Origin of the sequence: Bacteroides sp. DH3716P (genome assembly GCF_025914115.1) — a bacterium.
Lineage (GTDB): Bacteria > Bacteroidota > Bacteroidia > Bacteroidales > Bacteroidaceae > Bacteroides > Bacteroides ovatus.
The window spans coordinates 3881442-3907093 of record NZ_CP083673.1 but is presented as its reverse complement, the minus strand read 5'-3'; the positions used below and the strand labels follow the sequence as shown (position 1 = coordinate 3907093).

General features: G+C 39.6%; 14 protein-coding genes. 1 reads left to right on the top strand and 13 read right to left on the bottom strand.

Annotated features, from left to right (window positions below):
- Positions 1-64: 64 nt before the first annotated feature.
- From KQP79_RS14630 to KQP79_RS14580, 11 genes are all read right to left on the bottom strand, one after another.
- A complete protein-coding gene (locus KQP79_RS14630) occupies positions 65-1099 on the bottom strand; it encodes a FecR family protein (protein ID WP_264386535.1) in 1035 nt (344 codons plus the stop codon).
- A 126-nt stretch (positions 1100-1225) separates the two neighbouring features.
- Positions 1226-1789 carry an RNA polymerase sigma-70 factor gene (locus KQP79_RS14625; protein WP_004304646.1) on the bottom strand — a complete coding sequence of 188 codons (564 nt, stop codon included), beginning with the start codon at positions 1787-1789 and terminating at the stop codon, positions 1226-1228.
- A 284-nt stretch (positions 1790-2073) separates the two neighbouring features.
- The gene (locus KQP79_RS14620) at positions 2074-4584 is read right to left on the bottom strand and encodes a beta-galactosidase (protein ID WP_264386534.1); all 2511 of its coding nucleotides are present in this window, start codon (positions 4582-4584) and stop codon (positions 2074-2076) included.
- Between the two features lie 203 nt (positions 4585-4787).
- On the bottom strand, positions 4788-7007 hold the full coding sequence (locus tag KQP79_RS14615; RefSeq protein WP_149951972.1) for an alpha-L-rhamnosidase C-terminal domain-containing protein: 2220 nt from the start codon (positions 7005-7007) through the stop codon (positions 4788-4790).
- Positions 7008-7031: 24 nt separating this feature from the next.
- The gene (locus KQP79_RS14610; RefSeq protein WP_149951974.1) at positions 7032-9788 is read right to left on the bottom strand and encodes an alpha-L-rhamnosidase; all 2757 of its coding nucleotides are present in this window, start codon (positions 9786-9788) and stop codon (positions 7032-7034) included.
- Positions 9778-11253, bottom strand: a complete 1476-nt coding sequence (locus KQP79_RS14605; RefSeq protein WP_149951976.1) for a sulfatase — start codon at positions 11251-11253, stop codon at positions 9778-9780. Before KQP79_RS14605 ends, KQP79_RS14610 begins: the two co-directional genes overlap by 11 nt.
- Before the next feature lie 91 nt (positions 11254-11344).
- Positions 11345-12805, bottom strand: coding sequence for a sulfatase-like hydrolase/transferase (locus tag KQP79_RS14600; protein WP_149951978.1), 1461 nt, complete (start codon positions 12803-12805; stop codon positions 11345-11347).
- A 140-nt stretch (positions 12806-12945) separates the two neighbouring features.
- A complete protein-coding gene (locus tag KQP79_RS14595; RefSeq protein ID WP_149951980.1) occupies positions 12946-13614 on the bottom strand; it encodes a carboxypeptidase-like regulatory domain-containing protein in 669 nt (222 codons plus the stop codon).
- A gap of 12 nt (positions 13615-13626) precedes the next feature.
- A complete protein-coding gene (locus KQP79_RS14590; protein WP_149951982.1) occupies positions 13627-15354 on the bottom strand; it encodes a RagB/SusD family nutrient uptake outer membrane protein in 1728 nt (575 codons plus the stop codon).
- Between the two features lie 11 nt (positions 15355-15365).
- On the bottom strand, positions 15366-18647 hold the full coding sequence (locus KQP79_RS14585) for a TonB-dependent receptor (RefSeq protein WP_149951984.1): 3282 nt from the start codon (positions 18645-18647) through the stop codon (positions 15366-15368).
- 247 nt (positions 18648-18894) lie between these two features.
- Positions 18895-19917, bottom strand: a complete 1023-nt coding sequence (locus KQP79_RS14580) for a FecR family protein (RefSeq protein ID WP_234120767.1) — start codon at positions 19915-19917, stop codon at positions 18895-18897.
- 134 nt (positions 19918-20051) lie between these two features.
- Between KQP79_RS14580 and KQP79_RS14575 the strand changes: the two genes are divergently transcribed.
- A complete protein-coding gene (locus KQP79_RS14575) occupies positions 20052-20627 on the top strand; it encodes an RNA polymerase sigma-70 factor (RefSeq protein WP_004304640.1) in 576 nt (191 codons plus the stop codon).
- A gap of 311 nt (positions 20628-20938) precedes the next feature.
- Here the strand turns inward: KQP79_RS14575 and KQP79_RS14570 are convergent, their stop codons facing one another.
- On the bottom strand, positions 20939-22837 hold the full coding sequence (locus tag KQP79_RS14570) for a sensor histidine kinase (RefSeq protein ID WP_004304639.1): 1899 nt from the start codon (positions 22835-22837) through the stop codon (positions 20939-20941).
- A 117-nt stretch (positions 22838-22954) separates the two neighbouring features.
- On the bottom strand, positions 22955-25591 hold the full coding sequence (locus KQP79_RS14565; protein ID WP_061448073.1) for a valine--tRNA ligase: 2637 nt from the start codon (positions 25589-25591) through the stop codon (positions 22955-22957).
- Positions 25592-25652 lie beyond the last annotated feature (61 nt).

The window sequence follows — 25652 nt, the reverse complement described above, 5'->3', positions numbered from 1 at the left end:
AAATTTTAAATGATAACGGTATTTATTTCGGGTTGGACAAAAGGATCAGTTTTGTCCAACCTTTTTACGGATGGGTACCTCCTTTCTTACTCTTATTCGCCGGTGAAGCAGCTGTCAGTATCACAACCTTATTGTCTGTGACCTTGCTTTCCATACCTCCGACGGTCATTGTTACAATATGAATTGCTGCTTGAAGAGGTTCGCCCTTTCTAAGCTTAATGGTATATAAATCATTTGTGTATAAATGCGGTTCTGCCTTTATTTCTACATTATAATGTCGTCCCAATGTGTTCAGAATATCCTCCAGATGGCAATCGACAAAATTCAATTCACCACGTGTCCAACCGGAAGCCATCATCACATCTATTTTTCGTTTTTCATAATTCTTAGTCAGGTGATTGTATTCAAGTTGTTCACCGGGAGTAAGAATAAAACAGCTGTCTGGTGCCAGCAGGTTATTGATTTGCACTTTTCCATTTTCAAGAGTTGTAATCGTTTTCCTGTCTTCCGAATATGCCTGTATATTAAACTTCGTACCTAAAGCACGAACTGATAACAAAGATGTCTTGACAATAAACGGATGTTTCTTATCCTTATGGACATCAAAATTCGCCTCTCCGGAAAGATAAACAGTACGTGTATCGCCTCGAAAGCTTTTCGGGTAAATGATACTGCTCTCCGAATTGATCTGTACCTTTGTCCCATCCGGCAAAGTCAATTCTCCCCGTTCACCCATGGGAACAATATATTCTACCAATTTGCAAGAATCAGTATAATCATTTATATAATACCACGATAATAGCACTGAAAATAAGGGGATTAATATCATAGAAGCAATGCGAAGAAGTGGTTTGATTTCCCAATGCGGTTTTATTATCGGATTTGCAAGTCCCGCTTTACGCCGGACCTCATACCATGAACGCCGGGTAGCCTCATCAGGTTCAGCGATGATATTCATCCACTCTTCCTGTATAGCTTCTTCTTTATCTTCTGCATCAGCAGGAAAAACCAGCCAACGCCAAAACTTCATCTGCAAGGAGTTTTGCAGGGGATGGCGAACAAAAAAATGTATTAGTTCTGATATGCTTTTCTTCTTCATGATTTTATCCGTTTATTAATAAGATGCACGAGATAGAATACACACACAGTCTAAAAGCTATTTTTTCTACTTTTTTTGAGAAAGGAGAATAAAAGAAGAGTTTTTGTCAATAGGAAGTGGTTTTATTTAGAAAAGATAAAAGTGCTTCAGCATCTTGCGGATATCAGCCAATGCTTGTGTGAGATGGTTTTCTACAGTCCGTTTGTTTATTGCAAGCAGTTGCGCTATCTCATCATTGTTTTTGCCTTCTTTACGGCTCATCTCATAAATTCTTTTTCGTTGGGCGGGCATTTGCTCTACCGTATGCTGTATCAACAACAGTAATTCTTCAGCAAACATATTTTCTTCGATGTTTCCCGCACCCTCATTCTGCTGACGGGAAAGATTCTCCTGTTGCTTTTCTCCATATTCATTCACCAAAAGTATATGTCGTAAATGCTGGTACACAGCATTCCGGGAAGTCCGATAAAGGTAGGCATTCAGATTTTCGATTTTTGCCATCTCCTCACGCTTCTGCCATAGTTTGAGGAGAATATCTTGTGCAAAATCCTCTGCCGTTATATCATCCTGAAGCAAACCGGATATAAAACGTTTTACTCTCGGGAAATAACGCATAAACAAAACCTCAAAAGCTTTCTCATCTCCTCGTGACAAAGCTCTCAACAGTATTTGCTCTTCTGTAAATTCCATTTGCAACTATGGTGTTTAAGTATTAGTTGCAGCAAATATAAGAATTTTCCTATTAGCAATGAAATTAGAAATTCTTTATGAAAGGGTTCTAAGACAAATATAGCCGGGTAATGTTTCATACCCAGCTATATCATTGGTCTTTTGTTTAGTTTTTCAATACCTGTATCTTACTCTTTTCTGCCTATGTTTTCTCCATCCCGTAGAAATTAGGTTGCTCAACAGGTTTCCCTTCCTACTCCGCCAGTTTCTGCTCAAAGATATGCATCACTTCCGATTCTCTGTTGCTATAAAACAACTTTCCCATAGTCAAAATCCTCTTTTTTAATAAATATTCTATATTCTCTAATCATACCCGGATACTCTTTTTCGGCACGAGGCAGATAGCGGAAGCCAGTTACTGTTTCTACTTTACTCAAATCAATCACCAACTGATGAGGATAAGGAACATTGTCCACGGTCATCCAGAAAGTAGATTCCTGCAAGTCGAATATCTTGTCAGCTGTACGGTTGCCACTACGCGTTTCTTCACTATCGGCATAACGAATCTTCCAATGTTCGCGGGATACCGGTTTACCATCAGCTCCCAGGACATCAAACTCTGCTATCGCTGCGATGTTATCATTTGCTTGTGGAGAAAGTGCTTCCAGACAGAAATAACGTCCTTTCACCNCTCCCAGGACATCAAACTCTGCTATCGCTGCGATGTTATCATTTGCTTGTGGAGAAAGTGCTTCCAGACAGAAATAACGTCCTTTCACCGGAGTGGCAAACCGCACTTCCTGCCAGCCGTTACCCGGAGTGAAAGCTCCTTCATGGCCCACTTTCTCACTCGTCAGTTTCAGTTTTTCTCCATCCTTGCGGTGTGTTTCGGGAGCTTTTTCACGAAGTACATCAAGAATAGGTTTCTTCAAACCTTTGATAGAAGCTTTGACAGGACCTTTCAAATCCAATACGAGAATTTCATTCTCTCCTTCTTTGAGCCAACACCCCGGCATAAAAAGGGTCTGTTGCGGACCAATTTCCCAAAAACGTCCCATTGCATGCCCGTTCACCCAAACCATACCTTTACCCCATGTACTCATATCCAGGAATGTATCTCCTACTTTATCCAGGTTAAAGGTACTCTTATAGTAAGCAGGCATAGTCGGTACTATTTTTGTATCGTTATATTTCTTGTCTTTAATAAAAGAATAATCTACCGGGAAGTTGTACACTGTCCAGTTTTTCAATTCCTTAGACTGATTACCCGAAATTAATTCCACCTTTTCTGTGATTCCTTTGCGATCGTGGATGGATTTGTCAAAGTTGACACGTCCCATTGCTTCCACTAGAATATCCAGTTGCGTACCTTTTTTCAGGACAGGCAGAGTCGTTGTAAATTCTCCTTTGCGACGGTCCAAACGTGCCAGAAGTTTGCCGTCGGCATAGACCTGCGCCCAGTCGTGCACTTCCGTAATCTTCAAAGTGGTTCCTGCCGCAGTAACTTCAGGCAATGTGGTCCGATACAGAATAGCCCCCCATCCCTGATTGAATTGTTCCATCGGTTGAATATCCACTGTTTGTTTGGCTTCCGGCAGATTCGAAAATAGCGGAGCCACTTTAGTGAAATGGAATTCGGGAATTTCAATAACAGGCAAAGCTGCGGGGACTTCAGGCAACGTTTCACCTGCCGGAAGATAGTTTTTCAATAAATCACGAAGCAAGAAAAACTTTTCGGTAGTCCACCCGGCTTCACTGATCGGAGCATCATAATCATACGAACTGCACATTGCGGAATAAGCAGGATTGTTTGCACCTCCCCAATGCCCGAAAGTCGTTCCGCCGTGAGTCATATAGAGACTGAAAGAGATGTTCCGGTCGAGCATATCCTTGATGCCCTGTACCATATCTTTTGCAGGACGTGTCTCATGTTTGCGCCCCCAGTGGTCAAACCATCCGCTCCAGAACTCGCTACACATCAATGGAGTTTCGGGGCGAAGTTCTTTGAGTTTTTTAAATTGCTGGTCGATATTGGCACCCGTTCCAAAGTTCACGGTCCAAATCAGGTCATCGAGCGCGTTATTAGTGAAGTTACTGCTCCAGTCACATTGAAACAGAGGTACATCGGTAAAACCGGATTCACGAACCAGGTCGCGCACAGCAGAAACATAAGGTTTGTCGATTCCATAAGAACCGTACTCGTTCTCTACCTGCACCATAATAATGTTTCCTCCTTTATTTACTTGCAACGGAGCCAGTTGCTTGCCTACTTCTTTCATAAAGATGCCTACCCGTTCCATATAATAAGGATCAAGCGTGCGCAAGGCTATATCTTTTTTCTTCAATAGCCACCAGGGAAGTCCTCCCATCTCCCATTCCGCACACACATACGGACCAGGGCGGACAATGACATACATACCGTGTTTCTGTGCCGCACGACAGAAAGCTGCAATATCATTCTGACCGGAAAAATCAAACTTTCCTTCTTCCTGTTCATGGATATTCCAGAAAATATAAATACAAATAGTATTCATGCCTAATGCCTTGCACATCTCAATGCGATGNTGTTCATGGATATTCCAGAAAATATAAATACAAATAGTATTCATGCCTAATGCCTTGCACATCTCAATGCGATGCTCCCAATAAGCTTGTGGGATGCGAGTGTAATGCAACTCGGCAGCCTTCACCACAAACGGTTTTCCATCCAACAAGAATGTGTTCTTGCCTGCTTCAAATTTGTGGGCAGTAGTTTGCGCTTCCGAATAATTAGAGGATACATAAAATAAAAATAAGAAAACAAATAAGTTCTTCATAAAAGCAAGATAAATATTACAATAAACAAACACATATACTATCTTAAAATTGCCAGTTATATTTAATTCAATCATAGCATTCTTAGTCACACAAATATGGTTGTTGATTAGGGGATTTTTAAGTTCAGCAACAGATATTCATCGTATACCAATAAATTTATTATCTTCAAAACATAATTAATCGACAACCCGCTACACTAGAATTAACAGAATTCAATTTTCCATATTCCTTCTTTCAATACTATTATACCTTTTTTTGCTATTTTTCCCTTTCCGTTTATCCGGTACTTTTCAATCCCGTTAGGAATAATAAAATGCCCTTTTGTTTTTCGAGGTATCTTCACTTCTACAACTATCACATTCAATTTATTTGTAAGACAAAGTTCTATTTTCCCCCATTTAGTAGGAGTTATAGAATGAATCTCCCCAAAGCAATTACACACAGGGTTTATGACAAATTCCTTAAATGCCGGTTTCATAGGAGAGATACCCGCAAAATAATGAGAAAGAATCGTTAAAGGACCTCCACTCCAAGCATGATTGTATGAACCACCGCCATAACCTTTATTACCGATTCCCCAACCTTCCCACAATGTTGTCAATTTACTTTCGACCATGTCATAATAACGTTTTTTCATTCGCTCTAAAGCATCCTCATAATACCCCATCATACACAAAGCTTCAAGAACATACTTTTCCATGTAGGGACTGGCATGATATTGCTGCTTGAAAAAAGGACGTATTACCGGATATGCACTTTCAGGCAAAATGCCCGTAATGACAGCCAATGCTTGTGAACGGTCATCTGGTTTACCTTTATAATGAGGGGAAATATAAAAGTTACCGTTCCAAAATTTTGTATGAAAAGCCCGTTTCAACCTCTCATTAACCTGACAAGCCCATCGGGAATCTTCTTTTTCACCAAATAAATCGGCCATCAAATGAAAACCTTCAAGGGCCAATGAATACCAAAGATTATACAATAAAACAAGATCTTTATTATCACCCCAATCTCCCCAGGTCCATCCACCTTTACGAGGAATAACTAGTCCTTCTTCGTCAAGTTTCCATACATGAATATATTTCTTCACATTAGGATAGACAGCTTTAATCGTATTTTTGTCTCCAGTCCCCATATAATATGTCCAAAAACCATAATATCCGATACTGGCAAGCATCTGCATCGGCAACTCCTGATTCCAGTTACCGGCAGGAACCGGTGAGAAAATCGTACTATCCGAACGTTGCCAGTTCATAAGTTCAAGGATAGCTTTACGTGTGAGCAAATGCGCATTCTGATCCAACGAATAGAAAGCCTCACCCAATTCATTAACAACATCCCCCCACCATTGAGCACGTTCCCTATCCGGACAATCCATATAAGTATCTCTCATCGTGATATATAAAGTGCGTAACGACTTATCCCATAATTTATTATAAAACTTATCTTCACAGGAAAATGATCCAACAAACTCCGTATCATACCCCGTCTCTCTGAATTTCAATTCCAGTACCTCTACATCTTTAGGAATTGTATACAAAACCTGATGACCATTCATCCACCCCCACGCTTCAAATTCCTGAATACCATTTTTAGTAATATATTCAGCATATACATTGGGAGTGCCGCCCCCACAATAATTATCAGTTCGAATATCAATTATTTCTCCGACTTTAGCTTTCAGTTTAATATAAGGATTCACTTGTGCATTATAAGGTAAATAAGCCACAAACAACGTATCAGATTTTCTTTCAACTTTCACATAATCTTTCAATCCATAATCTTTCCACATAGGAATAGGACGTTCTACCAATTGATTCCATCCTGATAGTTCCTTTTTGATTACCTTGGCATCCTGCCATAATGCATCATCAAAATCCTTATCCCAGAAAGCCACTTCTTTTTGTGCATTAAAACCGATATTTGATTCCGGCAATCTATAATTGGGGTTTATACCGTTCGGGATATAAAATGACGGATGTATGCTCACCTTCCAACTATCATCACTTATATATCGTTGTTTACCAATCGTCAAATCTACAGAAACTCCTGCCGTCGGACTGTTTCTATGGCTAAACCCATCTTTCCCGAAATACCAAACTAAAAGTGCAATGGTGTTTCTCCCGGAAACCAAACCTTTTACATCCCGAAGAATATCACAGTAAGTGTCTTTCGGATTAGGACCTCTTTTCAAATTTCCTTCTCTAACGATTAATTCACCATTTATCCACAACCAATATTTTGAATCAGCAGCAATCTTCAGTAGATTATGCGACGCATCTTTCCCTACTGATATATCTTTTCTGAAACATAGCCAGGAACCGGGAGTAACCTCAGCCGGATAAGTGATTATTTCAGCTTGAATTGTATGTATTCCAATTATGCCCAATAAAATACATACCATTTTTTTTAATATATTCATTTATTATTATCTTAATACTTGATTTTACATCTCAAAAATATAATTGCCAGAACCAACGGAAACTACTATATAGTTCTCACCAGGTCTCTCAAGAATCCGGCATTCATCAACATTCTTCAAAGGTATACCACTTTCCGTAATTTCTTCAGCAGTTTTTGCTGGTAAATAAACAATCGCTTCGGAATTGGCCGGGATTTGTACATACAACCGGATTTTATCAGATTTGCGTATCCAACGGCAAGAAATATCACCGTAAGGTGACACATAGGATGTAGAAACCGAGTTAATCCCTACCGGCATTTGAGGCTTTATTTTTACCCTCTTAAAGCCGACTGATTCCGTTTGTTGGCTTATACCTCCCAAACCACTAAAGAACCATTCCATCAAATGCCCAAGCATACAATGATTATTCGATACGAATCCATATGCCTGCCAGGATTCCGTCAGCGCAGTGGCACCATAAGCCAGCTGCCATCCATATCCGGGTACATCATATTTTGTATTCATTTTATAAATAATATCTGAATCTCCATTTTCCTCTAAGACTCTCAACAGATAACGATAGCCGATATCTCCAGATGTCAAGGCATAATTACGGTTCTGAATATCATCAACCAGGTTCTGAAATACAACTTCCCGATTATATTCTTCCACCAAGCCAAAATATAAAGAGATTGCGTTTGCCGTCTGACTATTGCGGTCATATTGCTTAGTCGCGGTATTGTAGAATTTTTCATTATAGGCTTTTCGGATACAAGCAGCTAATTGCGTAAAGCGTTCTTCATCCTTTTCCTCTCCAAGTAATTCTGCTATTTGAGACATTATCGTCGCATTGTAATAATACATACCAGTTGACGTCACCCCATTCGATGTCAACTGCGAATATCCCGGATGCTTAGGTCCCAGATCAAACCAATCACCCAAACCATAAGCAACAATATAATCATCCGCACGAGTCGATAAATATTCCAAATATCTCTTCATATATGGATAATAAGCAGATAACAGACTTTTATCTCCATACCACTTGTAAATATACCAAGGTATAATAATAAATGCACTCCCCCATTCCGGAGAATTCTCAAATCCATCAGCAAATCGTACATACTCCGGAGCAATGGAGGGCACAATACCTTCCGGTGTCTGAGAATCTTTTATATCCCCCATTACTTTACTGTACAAACCATTCAACTGATACCTGTACTGCATAGCATACTGCATAAGGTGAGCCACTTCAAGCCATCCAAGTTTCTCCCGGTGAGGACAGTCTGTCAAAATACTTGCTAAGTTACTACGTACCGACCAGTCAATCAATTCATATATCTTATTAAACATCGGCAAAGAGCAAGAAAAATGTCCTACTTCCGGAGCTGAATTTGTAGTATGCATCCCCGCCAATTCTATCAACTCAAGCTTTTCAGCACCAGATACTTCAACATACCTGAATCCATAATAAGTAAACTGCGGATGCCATTCTTCTACACCTTTTCCACTCAATGTGTAACTCCAAAAATAAGGCCCGCCCGATGCCCGTTGATTGACCGTACTATCCTTCTCCAGAAGTTCTCCGGGCTTCATCGTTACTTTATGCCCGCCATAACCTCTTACTTTCAAACGGACGATTCCTGAGAAGTTCTGTCCAAAATCAAAGATCCAATTTCCTTTCGAATTCTGATATTTCCGGACAACAGGAAGCTGATCACGTACAGTAAGCGGAGCAGAGGTTTGAACTTTCAGTTCCATCTCTGTTTTTGTAATAACCGGGGCTGTCCACAAATCATCATTAAACCCGGGGTTCATCCAAGAAGACTGATATTTTCTAGCATCATAATCCTCTCCTCCATAAATGCTCGAATAAGTTATCGGACTTTCACATACTTTCCAGTTCCGGTTCGTAACAACCAACTCGGAAGAACCATCTGTATACTTCAAAGACAAAACCAATTTTACTTTGGGAGCCCCAAAAGAAATCAATTGTTTGAAATAGCGCTCACGAGGTACATTATAAAAGCCGTTTCCCAATATAACTCCCAATACATTCTCTTTTTTCAATAACGGTGTCACGTCAAAAGTCAGATAAAGAGCCGTTTTTGCATAATTTGTCCATCCTGGGTCTAAAAAATGGTTCCCTACTTTCTCCCCGTTTACATAGAAATCAAAATGTCCCAATCCCGAAATATTCACAATTGCTTCTTTGACTTCTTTGTTTATAAGCAGCTCTTTTCGGAACATAGGCAATTTATATCCCCCTACTTTCCGTCCACCAATCATCTTCCCAACCAACGGAGCATGTATTCCCGGATATAAATTTTTCTCCGGATCATCCTTTTCTAAAGCAATCCACTGGGCTTTTCCCCAGTCACGTTCCTTCATCATCCCAGTCACAAACGATCCCTGCTTGCTCCATACGGACTCTTCGCCTGCTTCATTCCAAACTTTGACTTTCCAATAATATCTAGTCGCAGAATGAAGCTCCCTACCTTGAAAAGGAATAAGAACAGAATTTGAAGAAAAACACTTTCCTGAATCCCAGATAGTACCTTCGTCAGCCGCTAAGGCACCCTCAATATCTGTCACCAATATACGATAAGCAGATTGACGATAAGCACGTTGCTGTGATACAACCTTCCAACTAAAACGCGGAGACTTATTTTCTATACCCAACGGTTCAACTTGTTGCTCACACATTATTTCATAAATGCTAAAATGCGAAACATTCTTTGAACAAACTGGCAAAACGATCAGTAATAAAAGATATACAAAACATATATTATTTCTCATAAGTCACTATTTTAAAATTATCATTGCGTTCTTTCATCCATTCACCCAATAAATTACGGTGCTTTTCAAGAATCTTCCGATAATCCTTCGAATAAGCCAGATTTATTGTTTCACCAGGATCCGTCATCAAGTCAAACAATTGCTCGTTACGTTCACCTGATGAATATATAGTATATTTATAACGCCCGGTACGAATCATACGCCCTTTCCTTGTTCTGTCTTTCAAATGATCCGCCAATTCCGCCACAATAAAATCACGCCACCGTTCTTCGGTTGGAAATATAGCCCGGCGCAAACTCATTCCCGCAAAATTCGTCTTCGCTCTCACTTTGGCATAATCACAAAATGTCGGAACAAGGTCGGCTAAAGATACTAAATTAGAATTAACGGCTCCTCGCTGTAACTTTTCCGGCAATACCATAATCAAAGGGACTTTAACAGACTCTTCATAAAAACTAAGTTTCGCCGCCCATTCATGGGCAGCCATACCGTCACCATGATCTGAAGTGAATATAATAAGAGAATTTTCATACATTCCATTACGTTTCAAGGCTTCAACCACCTTCCCGACTTCCTTATCAACCAATTCCGTCAATCTATAATATGAATTTAAATAAGCCTGCCATTCTCTTTTAGAAAACAGGGACGATAACTGGACCTCATCACCATAAGAGTTAGACTTGGTGCGTTTGTCAATGACAAATTCCGGCTCATCTACATTTATAGTAAAATTTCCTGGCAATGGCGGTAAATAAGACAACGAATCAGGGTGTATCCCCATCGGTTCCGGTAATTTATATTTGCCGAAAGGACTGAGATTCAACAAAGAATCCGACATTGTTTCCCAACCGACTTTACGGGGATACATACAAATATCGTGAGGATTGTGATAACTGACCGCCAAAAATAAGGGTTTCTCTCTTTTATCATAACTATCCAAGAACGAAACGACTGCGTCCGTCAATGGAGGATCTGTTTCCGCTCCCAACAGCCAATGTTTGTTAGGTGCGTCCCAAAAAGGGAGTAATTCAAAACCATGCAAATATTTAACGCTGTCTTTTGAGCGCTGCGGATAGATTTCTGGAATATGCCATTTCCCTGCCCACACAGTCCGATAGCCATTCTCACCCAACAAGTCACCAACGGTTTGTATACCTTCTCTCAATTTTGAATTATCATTCCATTCAACTCCTGCTTCACGAGCCATTAGCCCTGTCACAATACTTGCACGTGAAGGTCCGGAAACAGGAGAGGTACAATAAACATTCGTAAAACGAATTCCATCATTAGCCAAAGCATCCATATTTGGAGTACATAGAAATGGATTACCCGCTGCACTCATAGCATTTACATTCTGCTGATCCGTAAAGATTAGAATAATATGCGGACGTTTCTGTGCAAAACTCAAGAACGGCAGTGCACAAAAAGTAGACAAACAGAGTTTCGTTATATTTGGACGTTTCATTCTATCATACATTTTATTATTGTTTATACCTACTGAAATATTACAATTGTTACTGACTAAAATCCTACGAATAGTGATTATACTCCCAATATTACAACTTTTTATTATCAATCAGTTGCCTTTTTGCCGCATCTTGCCAAATCAGCGGATCTCTTCTATGTTTTAAGTCCTCATAAAGAGCTTTTCTCATACGAACAAGTTCCACTTTATATTCTTTCGAATAAACTAGATTATTCAATTCCCAAGGATCACTTTCCAAATCATACAATTCATCCGTATCTGTAAGGTTCCATACATATTTCATACGCTTGTCACGTATCATACGTTGCACAAACAGACCAAATTGTTGGCCGTTGTAATTACTGAACGCATATTTCCGCCATTCTCCTAACGATTCCTTTTTTCCCTCAATCAAAGGAAATAAGGATTCTCCTTGTGTTTTATAATCCAACTGATACATATCACAAAACGTAGCAGCCATATCCAATTGATTATTGACAAATTGATCGACTATCCGATGTGGTACTCCGGGAATTTTCATTACCAAAGGTACATGCACTTCCTCTTCATACATAACATAGTGCTTATCCACCATATTATGCGAACCGGCAGCGTCTCCATGGTCAGTTGTATATACAATAAGTGTATTATCATACACTCCCATTTCTTTCAAAGCCTCAATAACCATACCCACAGCATCATCCAGTTGAGTTATATTGCCAAAATAACGCTGCAAATATCCTTGCCACATCTTCCAGTCAGAATCTTCCAACTCCCAATTATAGATCTGTTGTCTTTGGATATAAGGCTTATTCGACAAATTATCTTTGTAGTTTGGCCATTCCTGTATCTTATTCTTATCATACATTTCTAGAAATTCACGAACAGGATAACATGGCAAATGCGGATCACTCGTATCAAAACGAATATGCCACTTTTTACCTTCGGACTGATATTTCTTTATCATTTCTATGACACGTTGTGCCAACCAATGTGTACGGGACTGCATTTTATCAACCGGATCATATCCTCCCATTACCCACCGGGAATCTTGCCATACATAATCCGGCAGATTATTTTTCTTACGCCAATTATTATAACTCCACTCCGGTATATAATCATCAAATCCAAAATCCTTCGGTGATTTCCGATCGCTGACATGCCATTTACCAACATATCCCATCTTAATATCTTTCTCTGATAATTTCTCGGTCCACGTCGGACCATTGAAAGGAGTGACAGGCAGCGTTATATCATAATTCCAAAGTCCCTTATGTTGTTCCGGCCATTTACCGGAAATCAAACTTTGACGAGCAGGACAACTTGTTGGTATACATGAATAGGAATTGGTGAAAACAACTCCTTCTGAAGCCAATTTATCTATATTAGGAGTTTTCACGAGTCCCCTTTGAGAAAATCCTGTACAGTCATAACGATGTTGGTCTGCTTGAATAAAAAGTATATTCACATTCTCCAGTTTATTATCCTTTGCTTCCAGATTTTGAGAAGCGGTTAATAAACACAATCCGGAAAGAAAAAAGTTATTTCTCATCTTTGATTCATTTTAACTCTAAAGGTATGTTTGTTGCAGTTGTTTACTCATATAATATTTGCATTTTTACGGCAAATAATTCTAAAGCAGGAGGGACAATTCCCTCCTACAACTAGTATTTATCGAGAAAATATAATTACTTACTCAAATTTGATCGGAATCATTCTACTATGATTGTAATCTCCGCCATTGGCTATATGAGTTACTCCTACACGGATATAATATGTCGTTCCTCTTTTTAAATCCAATCCACTCACTTCGTATGTAACTTCCGCTTCTTCTGAAGTCGCATGTTTTACTGCCTTTCTTTGAGTATTAGGCAAGTCCGCAAATATAAAATTCGGATATTCGTTCCACATCACAGAATAATAATTAAACTTATTCCCTTGATTTCCTCGTGCCTTGAAATGAACCACAAATTTCGTAGGATCATTCTTGTCATAATCAACATTAAAATCAAAAACTGAAATCCTGGGAGTCAGTTTATATTCCTTATTAAGAACACAACCATCCGTTATCGTTATTTCATCCTGAGCATTATCTATAATGGAAGCTCCGTTCTTACGAACATTCACACTGTATGTACCCGCAACTAAACGCGATAAATTAAAATGACCGTCAGATTTTGAAGTCACACTACCATTTGCTGCAACAACAGGTTCCAGAACCACATCAACATCCGCCAATCCCTCTCCTGTTACAGCATCCAACACGTACCCTTTTAATATTCCTTGCTCAAAATCATTCATGTCATCACATGAATAACCAACTAACACACACACTAATATATATAAATAAATCTTTTTCATAATCATATTCTTTTATTTCCATTCTTCATTTTGTTCTAAGTTCGGATTCCTAAGCAACTCTTCTTTAGGCAAAGGAAGAAAATAGAATTTTTCTAAAAACACAGGCTTGTTTGTTTTATCGTGACGCTGAACACGACGCGTATACGTATATGAAATCTCCTCACCGTTTATTTTTTTGCGTATTTCCATTGCTGTTAACTGATTATTCAACTTCAAATGTGCCAATTTCCAACGTCGCAAATCCCAATAACGTTTGTCCTCAAAAGCCAATTCTATATATCTTTCATTTTGAACTAACGTTCTGAAATCATCCACAGATATATTTTCAGGTATTCCATAACGTTTATTTTCTCCCGGCAATATGCCAGCACGCTTGCGAATCAATTTTATTTGTTCTACCCCTTCCTCCGTTTCTCCTATTTCATTTGCAGCTTCAGCCAAGCCCAATAATACTTCGGCATATCGGAGTTCGACCCATTGTGTATAGCTTCCTTTTCCATATCCATAATCACCTTTCGTACCGTCCAAAGATTCATCTTTCATTTTTCTCATATAATATCCTGTACTTGTCGCCGATTGATGAGAATCGATTCCATCAAAATTATACATAGGAGAATTAGGGTCGGTAGATTCAGAAACAAATGTGTATACTTTTTCTTTTCTTGGTCCATATGTATCTCCATTCCACACTACAGTCTCTCTTAGTCGAGGATCACGATAATCATACGGATTGGTTTCCGGATTACTCTTTACATACGGAGTGCCATCTTTCATAGGAAACGCATCGACTAACTCCTGCACCGGACAATTGGCTGTCGCATCGCCCACTGCTTGCGAACGCATCATATTACCAGCATCCCAACCGTGAGTAATGGTTCCCTTTTTATAATCTTTAAACCATATAATTTCTTTATTGTTTTCTCCTTTTTCTTTCCAAATGTCCGAGAACGTCGGATGCAAATCATAGACATCTAATCCAATCACATCTTTATAGGTGTCGTACGCATCTTCCCAATATTTCTTTTCATTAGACGGATTAAACATCGGACTTGCCCTATACAATTGTATTCTTGCGCAATATGCGAGTGCAGCCCCTTTTGTTATTCTTCCCCAATTATCTCCACTGTATGTAACCGGTAATAAATCCGCAGCCTCTTTCAATTCTTTAATGATAAAAGTGAAACTCTCGTCTGTAGTATTTCTTTTAGGATATAACAAACTCTCATCTGTTTCATCTTTATCTATGACTTGAGTTATGATGGGCACACCTCCATACACTTTTATCATCTCCCAATACAAATGAGCACGATAAAATCTCACCTCTCCGATAAAACGATCACGTTGCTCCTTCTGGGCTTGAGTAGCGTTAGCCGGCAAAATATAACGTTCTTCAATATTCTGCAAAAACTCATTGGCTTTGCGTATGCCGCCATAATACCAATTTTGAAAAGGCACATCTGTACGATCCGCCCCAAAACGTACTCCATTAATAATATTCACCGCACGACCATTATATCCACTACGAGCTTCATCCGAAATAATCCCATTTTGAATAAGTGCAGATTGCTTAAACAAACCAGCCGGCATCCAATTGGCATAAAACGAATTAACGTTCAATTCTATCATATTCGGATCACTCCATACATACGAATCATCAATAGCACCTAAATTCTTTTTATCCAAAACATCTTCGCAAGAAATAGCTAAAAATGCGATTAAATAAAATATATATTTTTTCATTGTATACTCATTTAAAAAGTTATGTTTACTCCCATGTTGAAAACCTTTTGCTGAGGATAATAATTCGGTCCTCCATCCTGTTTTTCCGGATCATAACCCGGCATGTGATCTATAGAGAATAAATTGCTTCCTCCAACATATATACGCAAACGGTCTACTCCCACTCTCGACAATATATCTTTTGATATGGAATATCCTAATTCCACATTCTTTAATCGGACATAGTTACCATTAATCAACCAAAATGTAGAAGATTTATTATTTGAAGGATGATCGGGTCCCCATGCTTTAGGATAACGTGCATCACGATTATCCGGAGTCCAACGATCTTCATACAAATACCTAGGCAAATTAGCATCTCCGTTAATAAACATTTGGGTAGCAAAACCACCTAACATCACATTCCTATTGGCAGCACCTTGGAACAAAGCACTAAAATCGAAACCTTTCCATGAAGCTGATAGATTCAAGCCAAACATTATTTCAGGCGTATTGCTATAGGGAGAAACAACTTTTTTATCGCGCTCGTCTATAATCCCATCGTTGTTTAAATCCGCATACTTCACATCACCAGCCGTCGGCTGAGTTCCTTTGAACCGAGGCCATGCAGCGGCTTCTTCGTCACTCTGAAATAATCCCAGTGCCACAAAACACGCCCGATACCCCATTGTCTTTCCTATCGGATTATTCCATGGTTCTGCTCCTGCCGCATAATCCTTTTCTACAACCTTATTTCTCGCCCAACTGACATTTCCACCTACATGATACCGAAAGTCTCCTATTTTATTATCATGTTTTACTTGCAGTTCAAACCCCTTAACTTTTACAACCCCATAGTTTTCAGAAGGCAAAGTTGCACCAAAAGTTTGCGGCATTGACGCGTTCCTTGAACCTAAGATATCGTACGTACGTTTATAGAACACATCCGCTTCCACAGAAAGCAATCCTTTATAAATAGATGCATCCACCCCAAAATTGAATGTCGCTGTTTTTTCCCAAGTCAAATCTACATTCGGAATACCACCACTGACTATCGATTTTATAGGAGTCTGATTAAAAATGTAAGCGTCACCAAACGAATAGTTAGTCAACCATTGCCAGCCTCCTACAGCGTCATTACCTAAAATGCCATACGAACCTCTGACTTTCAAATTATCCAAATTAGAAAACTTCTTCATGAAAGCTTCTTCCGATAACCGCCATCCCAAAGACACTGAAGGAAAAAATCCCCATCTACGATCCGGATGAAATTTTAATGAACCGTCATAACGAAAAGAAAACTCCGCTAAGTATTTACCCTTATAATCATAGTTAAAACGACCTATAAAACCTTTACGAGCATCCTGAGAAGGATTTCCCCAATTTGATTGTTCTTCATCGTCTCCTCCTGCAAATAACTGGTCAATGGATGTAAAGGGGAAATTGGTTCTGGAAGCTCCCAACGTTGATCCTAGTGATTCAAATTGTTCATATACCAATAATCCGGAAACAGAATGCCCTTTTATTTTTTTATTATATGTCAGTGTCAAAGTGGATGTCATATTATGACCAATATACATTTCTTCTGAAAGAGAAGTTTTACCAAATATGCGTTCATTGGCAACGCTACCGTCGTCTCCTAACAAATAAAGAGAATAAGGTGTTAAAAATGACTTCGAATGATTCGCACCTCGTACGTAACTAAACAAAGCATTAAATTTTAAACCATCCACATAAGGAATTTTTATATCAAAACCCAGCTTTGCACGATAATTGTTCTTTTTATTTCTTTTATATCCGCTATCATCACGTTCTGCCAACGGATGTCTGCTACCCATATCATAGTAGCTACCGTCCGTGTTATATATTTTATCCATCGGACTCCGTCTGACAACATATTCAAAAAGTGAGGCGGAACTAACTTGTGGTTGTTCCAACGTGCTTTCCATCCCCTCCAAATCCAAACGGACATTTATATAATTATTAATCTTAGCATCAACATTGGCTCTCAAGTTATAACGTTTATAATCAATCCCATCATACATCCCTTCATCATGTAAATATCCTAAAGACATAAAATATTTAATCCGGTCACTCCCACCATTCACACTCATATTATATTTCTGATTCAATGAATGTTTTTTAAAAGTTTCTCCAAACCAGTCGGATCCCTCTGTCTGCGCTCTTCTTATTTGTTCTTCATCGTAAAACAGATGTGCGTCCGAGGAGTTATTTATATCGTATCCCATATTAGTCTGCGCTTCATTCCATAGAGTTGCATACTCATAAGCATTGAGTAATTCTGGATAGGCAGTAGGTGTGGAAATACCCAAATTTGTAGAAAAAGAGAATTTAGGTCTGCCATTCTCACCCCGTTTCGTCGTTACCAATATTACTCCATTAGCAGCACGAGAACCATATACTGCCGCCGATGCATCTTTCAAAACAGAAATATTTTCTATTTCATCAATATTAATCGCATCAAAAGCTTCTTTATCCACCTGAATTCCATCTACAACATATAACACAGGCGCATCGTTCCAAGATGATTTTCCACGAATCAACACCGATGCTCCTTGCCCCGGAAATCCATTTGCTGCCATTGAAATCACACCAGGTAACCGACCTGCCAACAAAGTAGAAGTATTGCTGGCATGAGTTTCTGCAATATCTTTAGAGGAAATTGTAGCTACAGAACCGGTCAAGTTTACCTTCTTCTGTGTACCATAACCTACCACTACCACTTCTTCAAGCAGTTTTGTATCTTCCTCTAAAACTATCTTAATATTTTTCCCTTCTCTCACCTTAACTGTCTGAGACTGATAACCAACATAAGAAACATCAATCATCGCATTATCCGATGATACGGACAAATTAAAGTTTCCTCCAATATCAGTTACAGTTCCCCCCGAGCCGTTTTTTTCTTTAACAGTTGCTCCTATTACAGGTTCATCATTCCTATCAACAACTTTACCAACAACTTTCATTTGTTTATCTTGCTCGGGTGATATTATGTCTGTTGACAAGATTATCTTCTTATCCAACACAGAAAATTTCACATCAGTACCGGCAAAAACCTCTTTCAATACTTGAAAGATATTACTATTATTAGCAGATACAGAAACACGACGTTCCAAATTAACATGTTTATTGTTGAAAAAAAAATCAAAATCGGATTGAGATTCTATTTCCTTCAATATTTCCCCTACTGTTTGATTACGCACATCAATGCTTATCATTGCTTGCTGTGCATATGCTTCAGTAGCCCATGTGATACTGACAGAACAAATGAGGCAAATAATAAATAGTTTCATAGATAGTGGAATTTGTTTTAAGGTAATCCAAAACGAGTTTATCATCCGTAATAATTGGATGCTACAATAATTTTGCATAATTTTGTAATGACTTAAAGTTAATAAAAAGTATATCTAAGCTTGTCGCCAAACAAGCGGTAGAAAGATTTACTTATTTTTCATACGGGAAATACGCCAATATTTTCCCGTATGTTTTTCTTTTAAGGAGCTCTATTTTTCATATTATTCATTTTTTAAGGTTTGTAAATCAATAAATCTCTATTCTGCTCTTCTCATCTTTTATATCAGCAGAATCTATGTATTGCCAACGAATTCGGGATGAGATTTTAAAATATTCCAATATTCTTTCTAAACGCTGATGGGTAAATGTTCCGGTAAATGAGTATTTTTTCAAACGTTCATTCTTTATTATAAATTCTACGTTATATCGTTTCTCCAACATTCGCAAGCTTTCTTCTAAAGGGGTGTCTTTGAAAATGATTTTCCCCTCTGTCCAAGCTATTTCCGACTCACCGGAGGTGGCATAAAGCTGCACTTTACTGTCTCTTGTATCATAGACCAGCTTCTGTCCGGGATCCATCAGCACCTTTTTCGAGCCATTGTCAGATGAATAAATAAAACCTATCTTTCCTTCAACCAATGTTGCTGCAATCCGGTCTTCTTTTTCATAAGCCTCTACATTAAAATGAGTTCCCAGTACTTCGATCTGTGATTGGTGGGAAGTAGAAACTATAAACTTCTTTTCCGGGTTCTTGGCTACTTCAAAATAAGCCTCTCCCTGCAATGTTACATTTCTCGTGTCGCTATCGAAGCGTGAGGGATAACTCAAGGTAGATTCGGAATTCAGGAAAACCAATGTGCCATCGGGCAATGTCAGAGAAGTCATCATTCCGGGATTTGTTTTCACTTCCATCATTTGTGCCAATTCCTGTTCGCTTCCTCCCCAATGTTGTACCATCAGAGTAACGAGAAGTGGAATGAACAGCACTGCTGCCGCACGTTGCGCCCATTCCCACCATGTCGTTTTCCTTTGTCTGTTACCTGTCATTCTACTTTTCACCTTTGTCAATGCTTTCTCTGTGTCAACTTTCGTCATGATGTGAACGGTATCTGTAGCAAGATAAAGAGCATGTATCTGTTTGGCCATCCGCCGGTTTTCTTCCGACTCATCCATCCACATCTCAACCTGCAGACGCTCTTCTTCCGTTGCCAGTCCCTCACAATAACGGGGAAGCAATTCTTCTATTGTATTTTTATCAGTCTTATCCATATTCGTATTTTATTGCCTTTTACTATAAGACAAGAGAGACTTGTGGAATTCCTAAACCAAATCTCATTTTTTTTCAGAAAATCTTTGTTTTCTTATAAAAAAGCTATATTTGCAGTGAAATATCAAACTAATACATGAAAGAAGTTCACCTGTCAGAAAGCAATTTCCTATTATCTGCTATACAGCGAGGCGACCAAAAAGCATTTGATGCACTGTTTCGGAGGTATTATCCGGCACTGTGTGCTTATGGTCATCGTTTTGTAGATCTGGAAGATGCGGAAGAAATTGTGCAGGACTCTCTTTTATGGATTTGGGAAAACAGAGAAAATCTGATTATCGAAACTTCACTTAGTTCATACCTCTTTAAAATGATATACCGCAAAGCTCTGAACAAGCTTGCACATATTGATGCCACCCAACGTGCCGACACTCGATTTTATGAAGAGATGCAGGAGATGCTGCAAGATACGGATCTTTATCAAGTTGAAGAGTTGACACAACGCATCAAGGATGCCATCGCCACATTGCCGGAAAGTTATCGGGAAGCTTTTGTGATGCATAGGTTCCGGGATATGAGTTATAAAGAAATAGCGGAAATTCTGGGAATATCTCCCAAAACAGTAGATTACCGTATTCAACAAGCATTAAAGCAACTACGCGTAGATTTAAAGGATTATCTGCCATTATTACTACCGATTCTATTTCCTTAAAACCAACCATCTATTTTCTTATCTATTACTATCTGTCTATTAAAGTACTAATAGATAACTTCCGTTGTATTAGAGGTAAACTTGCATTCCCCTACTGCCAAACTTCTTTTTGGCTACGAGAAAACTATAATTGCAAGCTTCATTTATACAACTGCAAGTTCCGGTTATATAAATGCAACTTGCAATTATACAATCAGAACTTGCGTTTATAGTTTCTTCTTGGTCAAAGACAACTTATCCAATAAGGGAAAGGAAGTTTGCAATAAGAGTATAGCAACTTATCTACTGATAGATTGGAAAGAAGTAAAGCATTAATTCTGCCGATAAGGTAAGGTAAACCAGAAAGTAGATCCTTTGTTCTCTTTCGACTCCACTCCTATTTTCCCTCCCAAGCGGTCTACAATCGTATGGCAGATAGAAAGTCCCAGTCCGGTACCTTGCACAAAGGAATTGTACTTCACAAACCGTTCGAAGACATGAATACACTGTTCAGAAGACATTCCACAGCCTGTATCCGACACATAAAAATAAATCGTTTCAGGATCAAGCAAACGATATCCCATACGGATAGTACCCACCTCTGTAAATTTGATGGCGTTAACTGCAAAATTGGCAAGCAGCTGAATCAAACGGTTCTTATCCGTATACAATGTACATTGGGACAGTCTCTCCGCAAATGTGAAAGTCACATTATTGTGCCGAAGACGTAGCTGCATACTTTGCTCGATTTCTTCAAGCGTCTGGTTCACATCAATCAAGGCAGGATAGAAATCGAATGTACCGGCTTCAATCTTCGACAAATCCAGAATATCATTAATCAACTGGAGCAACAAATCCGTATTTGTTCCAATGAGTTCTACATATTCGGACATTTCTTCACGGTTTTCTACATGAGGAAGCATATTGGAGAATCCTACAATGGCATTCAAGGGGGTACGTATCTCATGACTCATATTAGCCAGGAATGCGGATTTCAATTGATTGGCCTGTTCCGCTTTTTCCATTGCTTCATGCAGGCGACTATATGCTTTCCGAAGAATGCTGATATAATATATGATAGCAACAATCAAAATCAACAAAAAGAATGAACAGGAAAGTATTTGAATGTAATACTGTTGAAAAAAAGTCTTGGGCTCATTGACATAAACCGCATCGTCTGGATAGCGGGAAGAAGGTATATTGTAGGATTTCAACACTTGATAGCAGAGATTGGCACTTCCTTCTCCTCCCGCCCCACCGGGAATATCACGTGCCTGTTCTCCATCCAAGACACGACCAAGTATTTCCAGCAAAGATTTACAGAACGATTCCGTCGAAACGTAATATCCTCCTGCAAAAGTATTATTCGACAAGTCTTCGGGAGAAAGTAAAAACAATGGAGATGGAGTAAAATTGACAATCACTTCCTGAATATGATCAAAAAGATAGTTATTATCATTTTTGTTATGCGACTCAAACCAAGAATAATAAATGATTCCCGTATTCGGTTTATAACAACGTAAAGTATCCAACAACATTTCTGTAGATAATTGAGTGGTGGAAAGTAAATCCAGATTCAAGTCCGGGAAGTTCTCTTCTACAGCTTCCTTTACATCTCCGCGAGTTTCTTCACTGATATACCTATCGTCGGAGATAAACGCCAGACGTTCCATATCAGGTATCAGTTTATAAATTAAATCGATTGTCTCCTTTACATAATAATATTGCTTCAAGATAGTTATATTATATCCCCGCCTCCATTCATCGCCGGAAACTGTATTGGCTTCCGTCAACGGGGCATGAGATAATAAGACCTCAAGAGAAGCAGGTAAATGGTCGCGGGCATTTGTCACGATTACCGGAACTTCTTTCCATACATCATCAAATAATTCGCGGCAAACAATCCATCCCGGATCTCCAATCATCACGATAGCAGTGGGAGGTTCCGGATACTTCTGACGCAAATGGGTGACTACGGCATTCGCCTCCATCTCATTCACCAGAGCAGGTACGGAAAGCGATTCCGCCTTCACAGAAATTCTTTGTTTCTGAAGAGCATCATGAAGACACCAATAAAAGTTTTTAGCCCAAGGCAGATTGAAATTAATCGAGTTTAAAACCAGTACTTCTTTATTTGTATTTTCGGTTCGGGCTGACGCAGGTGATAAGAACCCTTCAATAAAAAGGAATAATCCAAGGAGGAATGGAATGATCCGTAACGATTGTTTCATTTGTGGTATTCTATAAATAGCGGAAGCAAAGATAGTATTAATTTCTTTAGTGCAAAAAAAAGGCATCCCAAAACGAATTGAGATGCCCTTTATTATATAAAATTAAGTATCAAAGGATTATGATTTCTTCAAAGCCGCAATACTTTCTTTCAAAGAATTAATGATGCTCTCTGCATCGGCTTGCTTCTTACGTTCCAGTTCAAGAACGGCAGCCGGAGCATTATTGACGAATTTCTCGTTGCTAAGTTTCTTCATCACTCCCTGCAAGAATCCTTCTTTATGCTTCAATTCGGCTTCCATACGGGCGATTTCGGCTTCCACGTCAATCATATTACCCAATGGCACGGCAAATTCGGTCGTTCCTATCATGAAAGAAGAAGCACCTTCTGATTTGCTTTCTACCACTGTTACGGAAGACAGGTTACACATCTTGATAATCACCGGATTCAATTTCTCTACCGGATGAGTGCCTACAACCTGCAATTCGAGTTCTTCTTTCAGAGCAATGTTCTTCTGCAAACGGATGCTACGGACATTACTGATGATTTCCTTAGCTACTTCAAACTCTGCCAGGAATTGTTCATTTGCTCCGACCGGTTCAAACAGTTGAGTAACCATCAAACTTTCACCCGGTTCACGCTCACGCAGTTGTTGCCACAATTCTTCTGTGATAAATGGCATAAAAGGATGCAGCAATTCAAGCAGACGCTCGAAAGAGCTAAGAACCATACTATAAATAAAGCCATTAACAGGCTGTCCATAAGCAGGTTTCACGATTTCCAACAGCCAAGAAGAGAATTCATCCCAGAACAGTTTGTAAACCAGCATCAACGCTTCGCTCAAACGATATTTGGAGAAGAGATCGGCCACTTCAACAGCTGCCGCATCCAGTCTTTGGTCAAACCACTGAACTGCCAGATGTGCATCGGTAGGAATTTCAATAGTGCCTTTGGCATTTGTCCAGCCCTTAATCAAACGGAAAGCATTCCATATCTTGTTGCAGAAGTTACGTCCCTGTTCGCAAAGTGCGTCATCGAAAAGAATATCGTTTCCGGCAGGAGCGGAAAGCATCATACCCATACGCACTCCATCGGCTCCGTATTTCTCGATCAACTCCAACGGGTCGGGAGAATTACCGAGTGACTTGGACATTTTACGTCCCAGTTTATCACGAACGATCCCTGTGAAGTAAACGTTCTTAAACGGCATCTGTCCTTCGTACTCGTAGCCTGCCATAATCATACGGGCTACCCAGAAGAAGATAATATCCGGTCCTGTCACAAGGTCACTGGTCGGATAGTAATAGTTGATTTCTTCGTTACCCGGATTGTTGATTCCGTCGAACAAAGAGATAGGCCACAACCAGGAAGAGAACCAGGTATCCAGACAATCTTCGTCCTGACGGAGATCTTCGATTGTCAAGGCGGCATTGCCGGTTTTCTCTTTCGCTTTTGCCAATGCTTCTTCTGCTGTAGCAGCTACCACATAACCGCCCTCCGGGAGGAAGTAAGCAGGAATGCGATGTCCCCACCACAACTGACGACTGATACACCAGTCTTTGATGTTCTCCATCCAGTGACGGTAGGTATTCTTGTATTTTGCAGGATAGAACTTCAGTTCATCGTTCATTACCGGAGGCAATGCCATGTCTGCAAAATGCTGCATCTTGAGGAACCATTGCATAGATAGTTTCGGTTCGATCACTACGTTGGTACGTTCCGAGTAACCTACCTTATTTGTATAGGCTTCTGTCTTGTCCAGCAGTCCGGCAGCTTCGAGGTCTTTCTCTATCTGTATACGAACATCGAAACGATCCATGCCGATATACATACCGGCAGCTTCGCTCAATGTACCGTTATCGTTGAAGATATCAATGCTAGGCAGGTTGTACTTTTCACCCAGCATATAGTCGTTTACGTCATGAGCAGGAGTCACTTTCAGGCAACCTGTACCAAATTCGATGTCTACATAATTATCTTCAATCACAGGGATGGCGCGGTTTACCAGCGGAACGATCACTTTCTTGCCTTTCAGCCATTCGTTTTTCGGGTCGTTCGGGTTGATACACATCGCTGTGTCACCCATGATTGTTTCAGGGCGGGTAGTTGCCACTACGGCATAGCGTCCTTCCGGATCACCTTCTACTTTATAGCGGAGGTAATATAGTTTTCCGTGCTCTTCTTTGTAGATCACTTCCTCGTCAGAAAGAGCTGTCAACGCTTTCGGGTCCCAGTTTACCATACGGACACCGCGGTAGATCAATCCTTTATTGAACAGGTCTACAAAAACTTTCAGTACACTTTCACTGCGTTTCTCGTCCATAGTGAAAGCAGTACGATCCCAGTCGCAGGATGCACCGAGTTTGCGGAGCTGTTTCAGGATGATACCTCCGTGTTCGTCTGTCCAGTCCCAGGCATGTTTCAGGAATTCGTCACGAGTCAGGTCGGTTTTCTTGATACCTTGAGCAGCGAGTTTGTTTACTACTTTAGCTTCAGTAGCAATAGAAGCATGGTCAGTTCCCGGTACCCAACAGGCATTCTTGCCTTCCATACGGGCACGACGAACTAAAATATCCTGAATGGTATTATTAAGCATGTGTCCCATGTGCAACACACCGGTGACGTTCGGGGGCGGAATGACGATGGTGTAAGGTTCACGTCCATCGGGTTTCGAACTGAATAAATGATGGTCCAGCCAATACTGATACCATTTTCCCTCCACGTCAGCGGGATTGTACTTACTTGCTAATTCCATATTGTTTTATGTATATATGATAATGTATATTCTAAAAATAACGGGTGCAAAATTAATAATT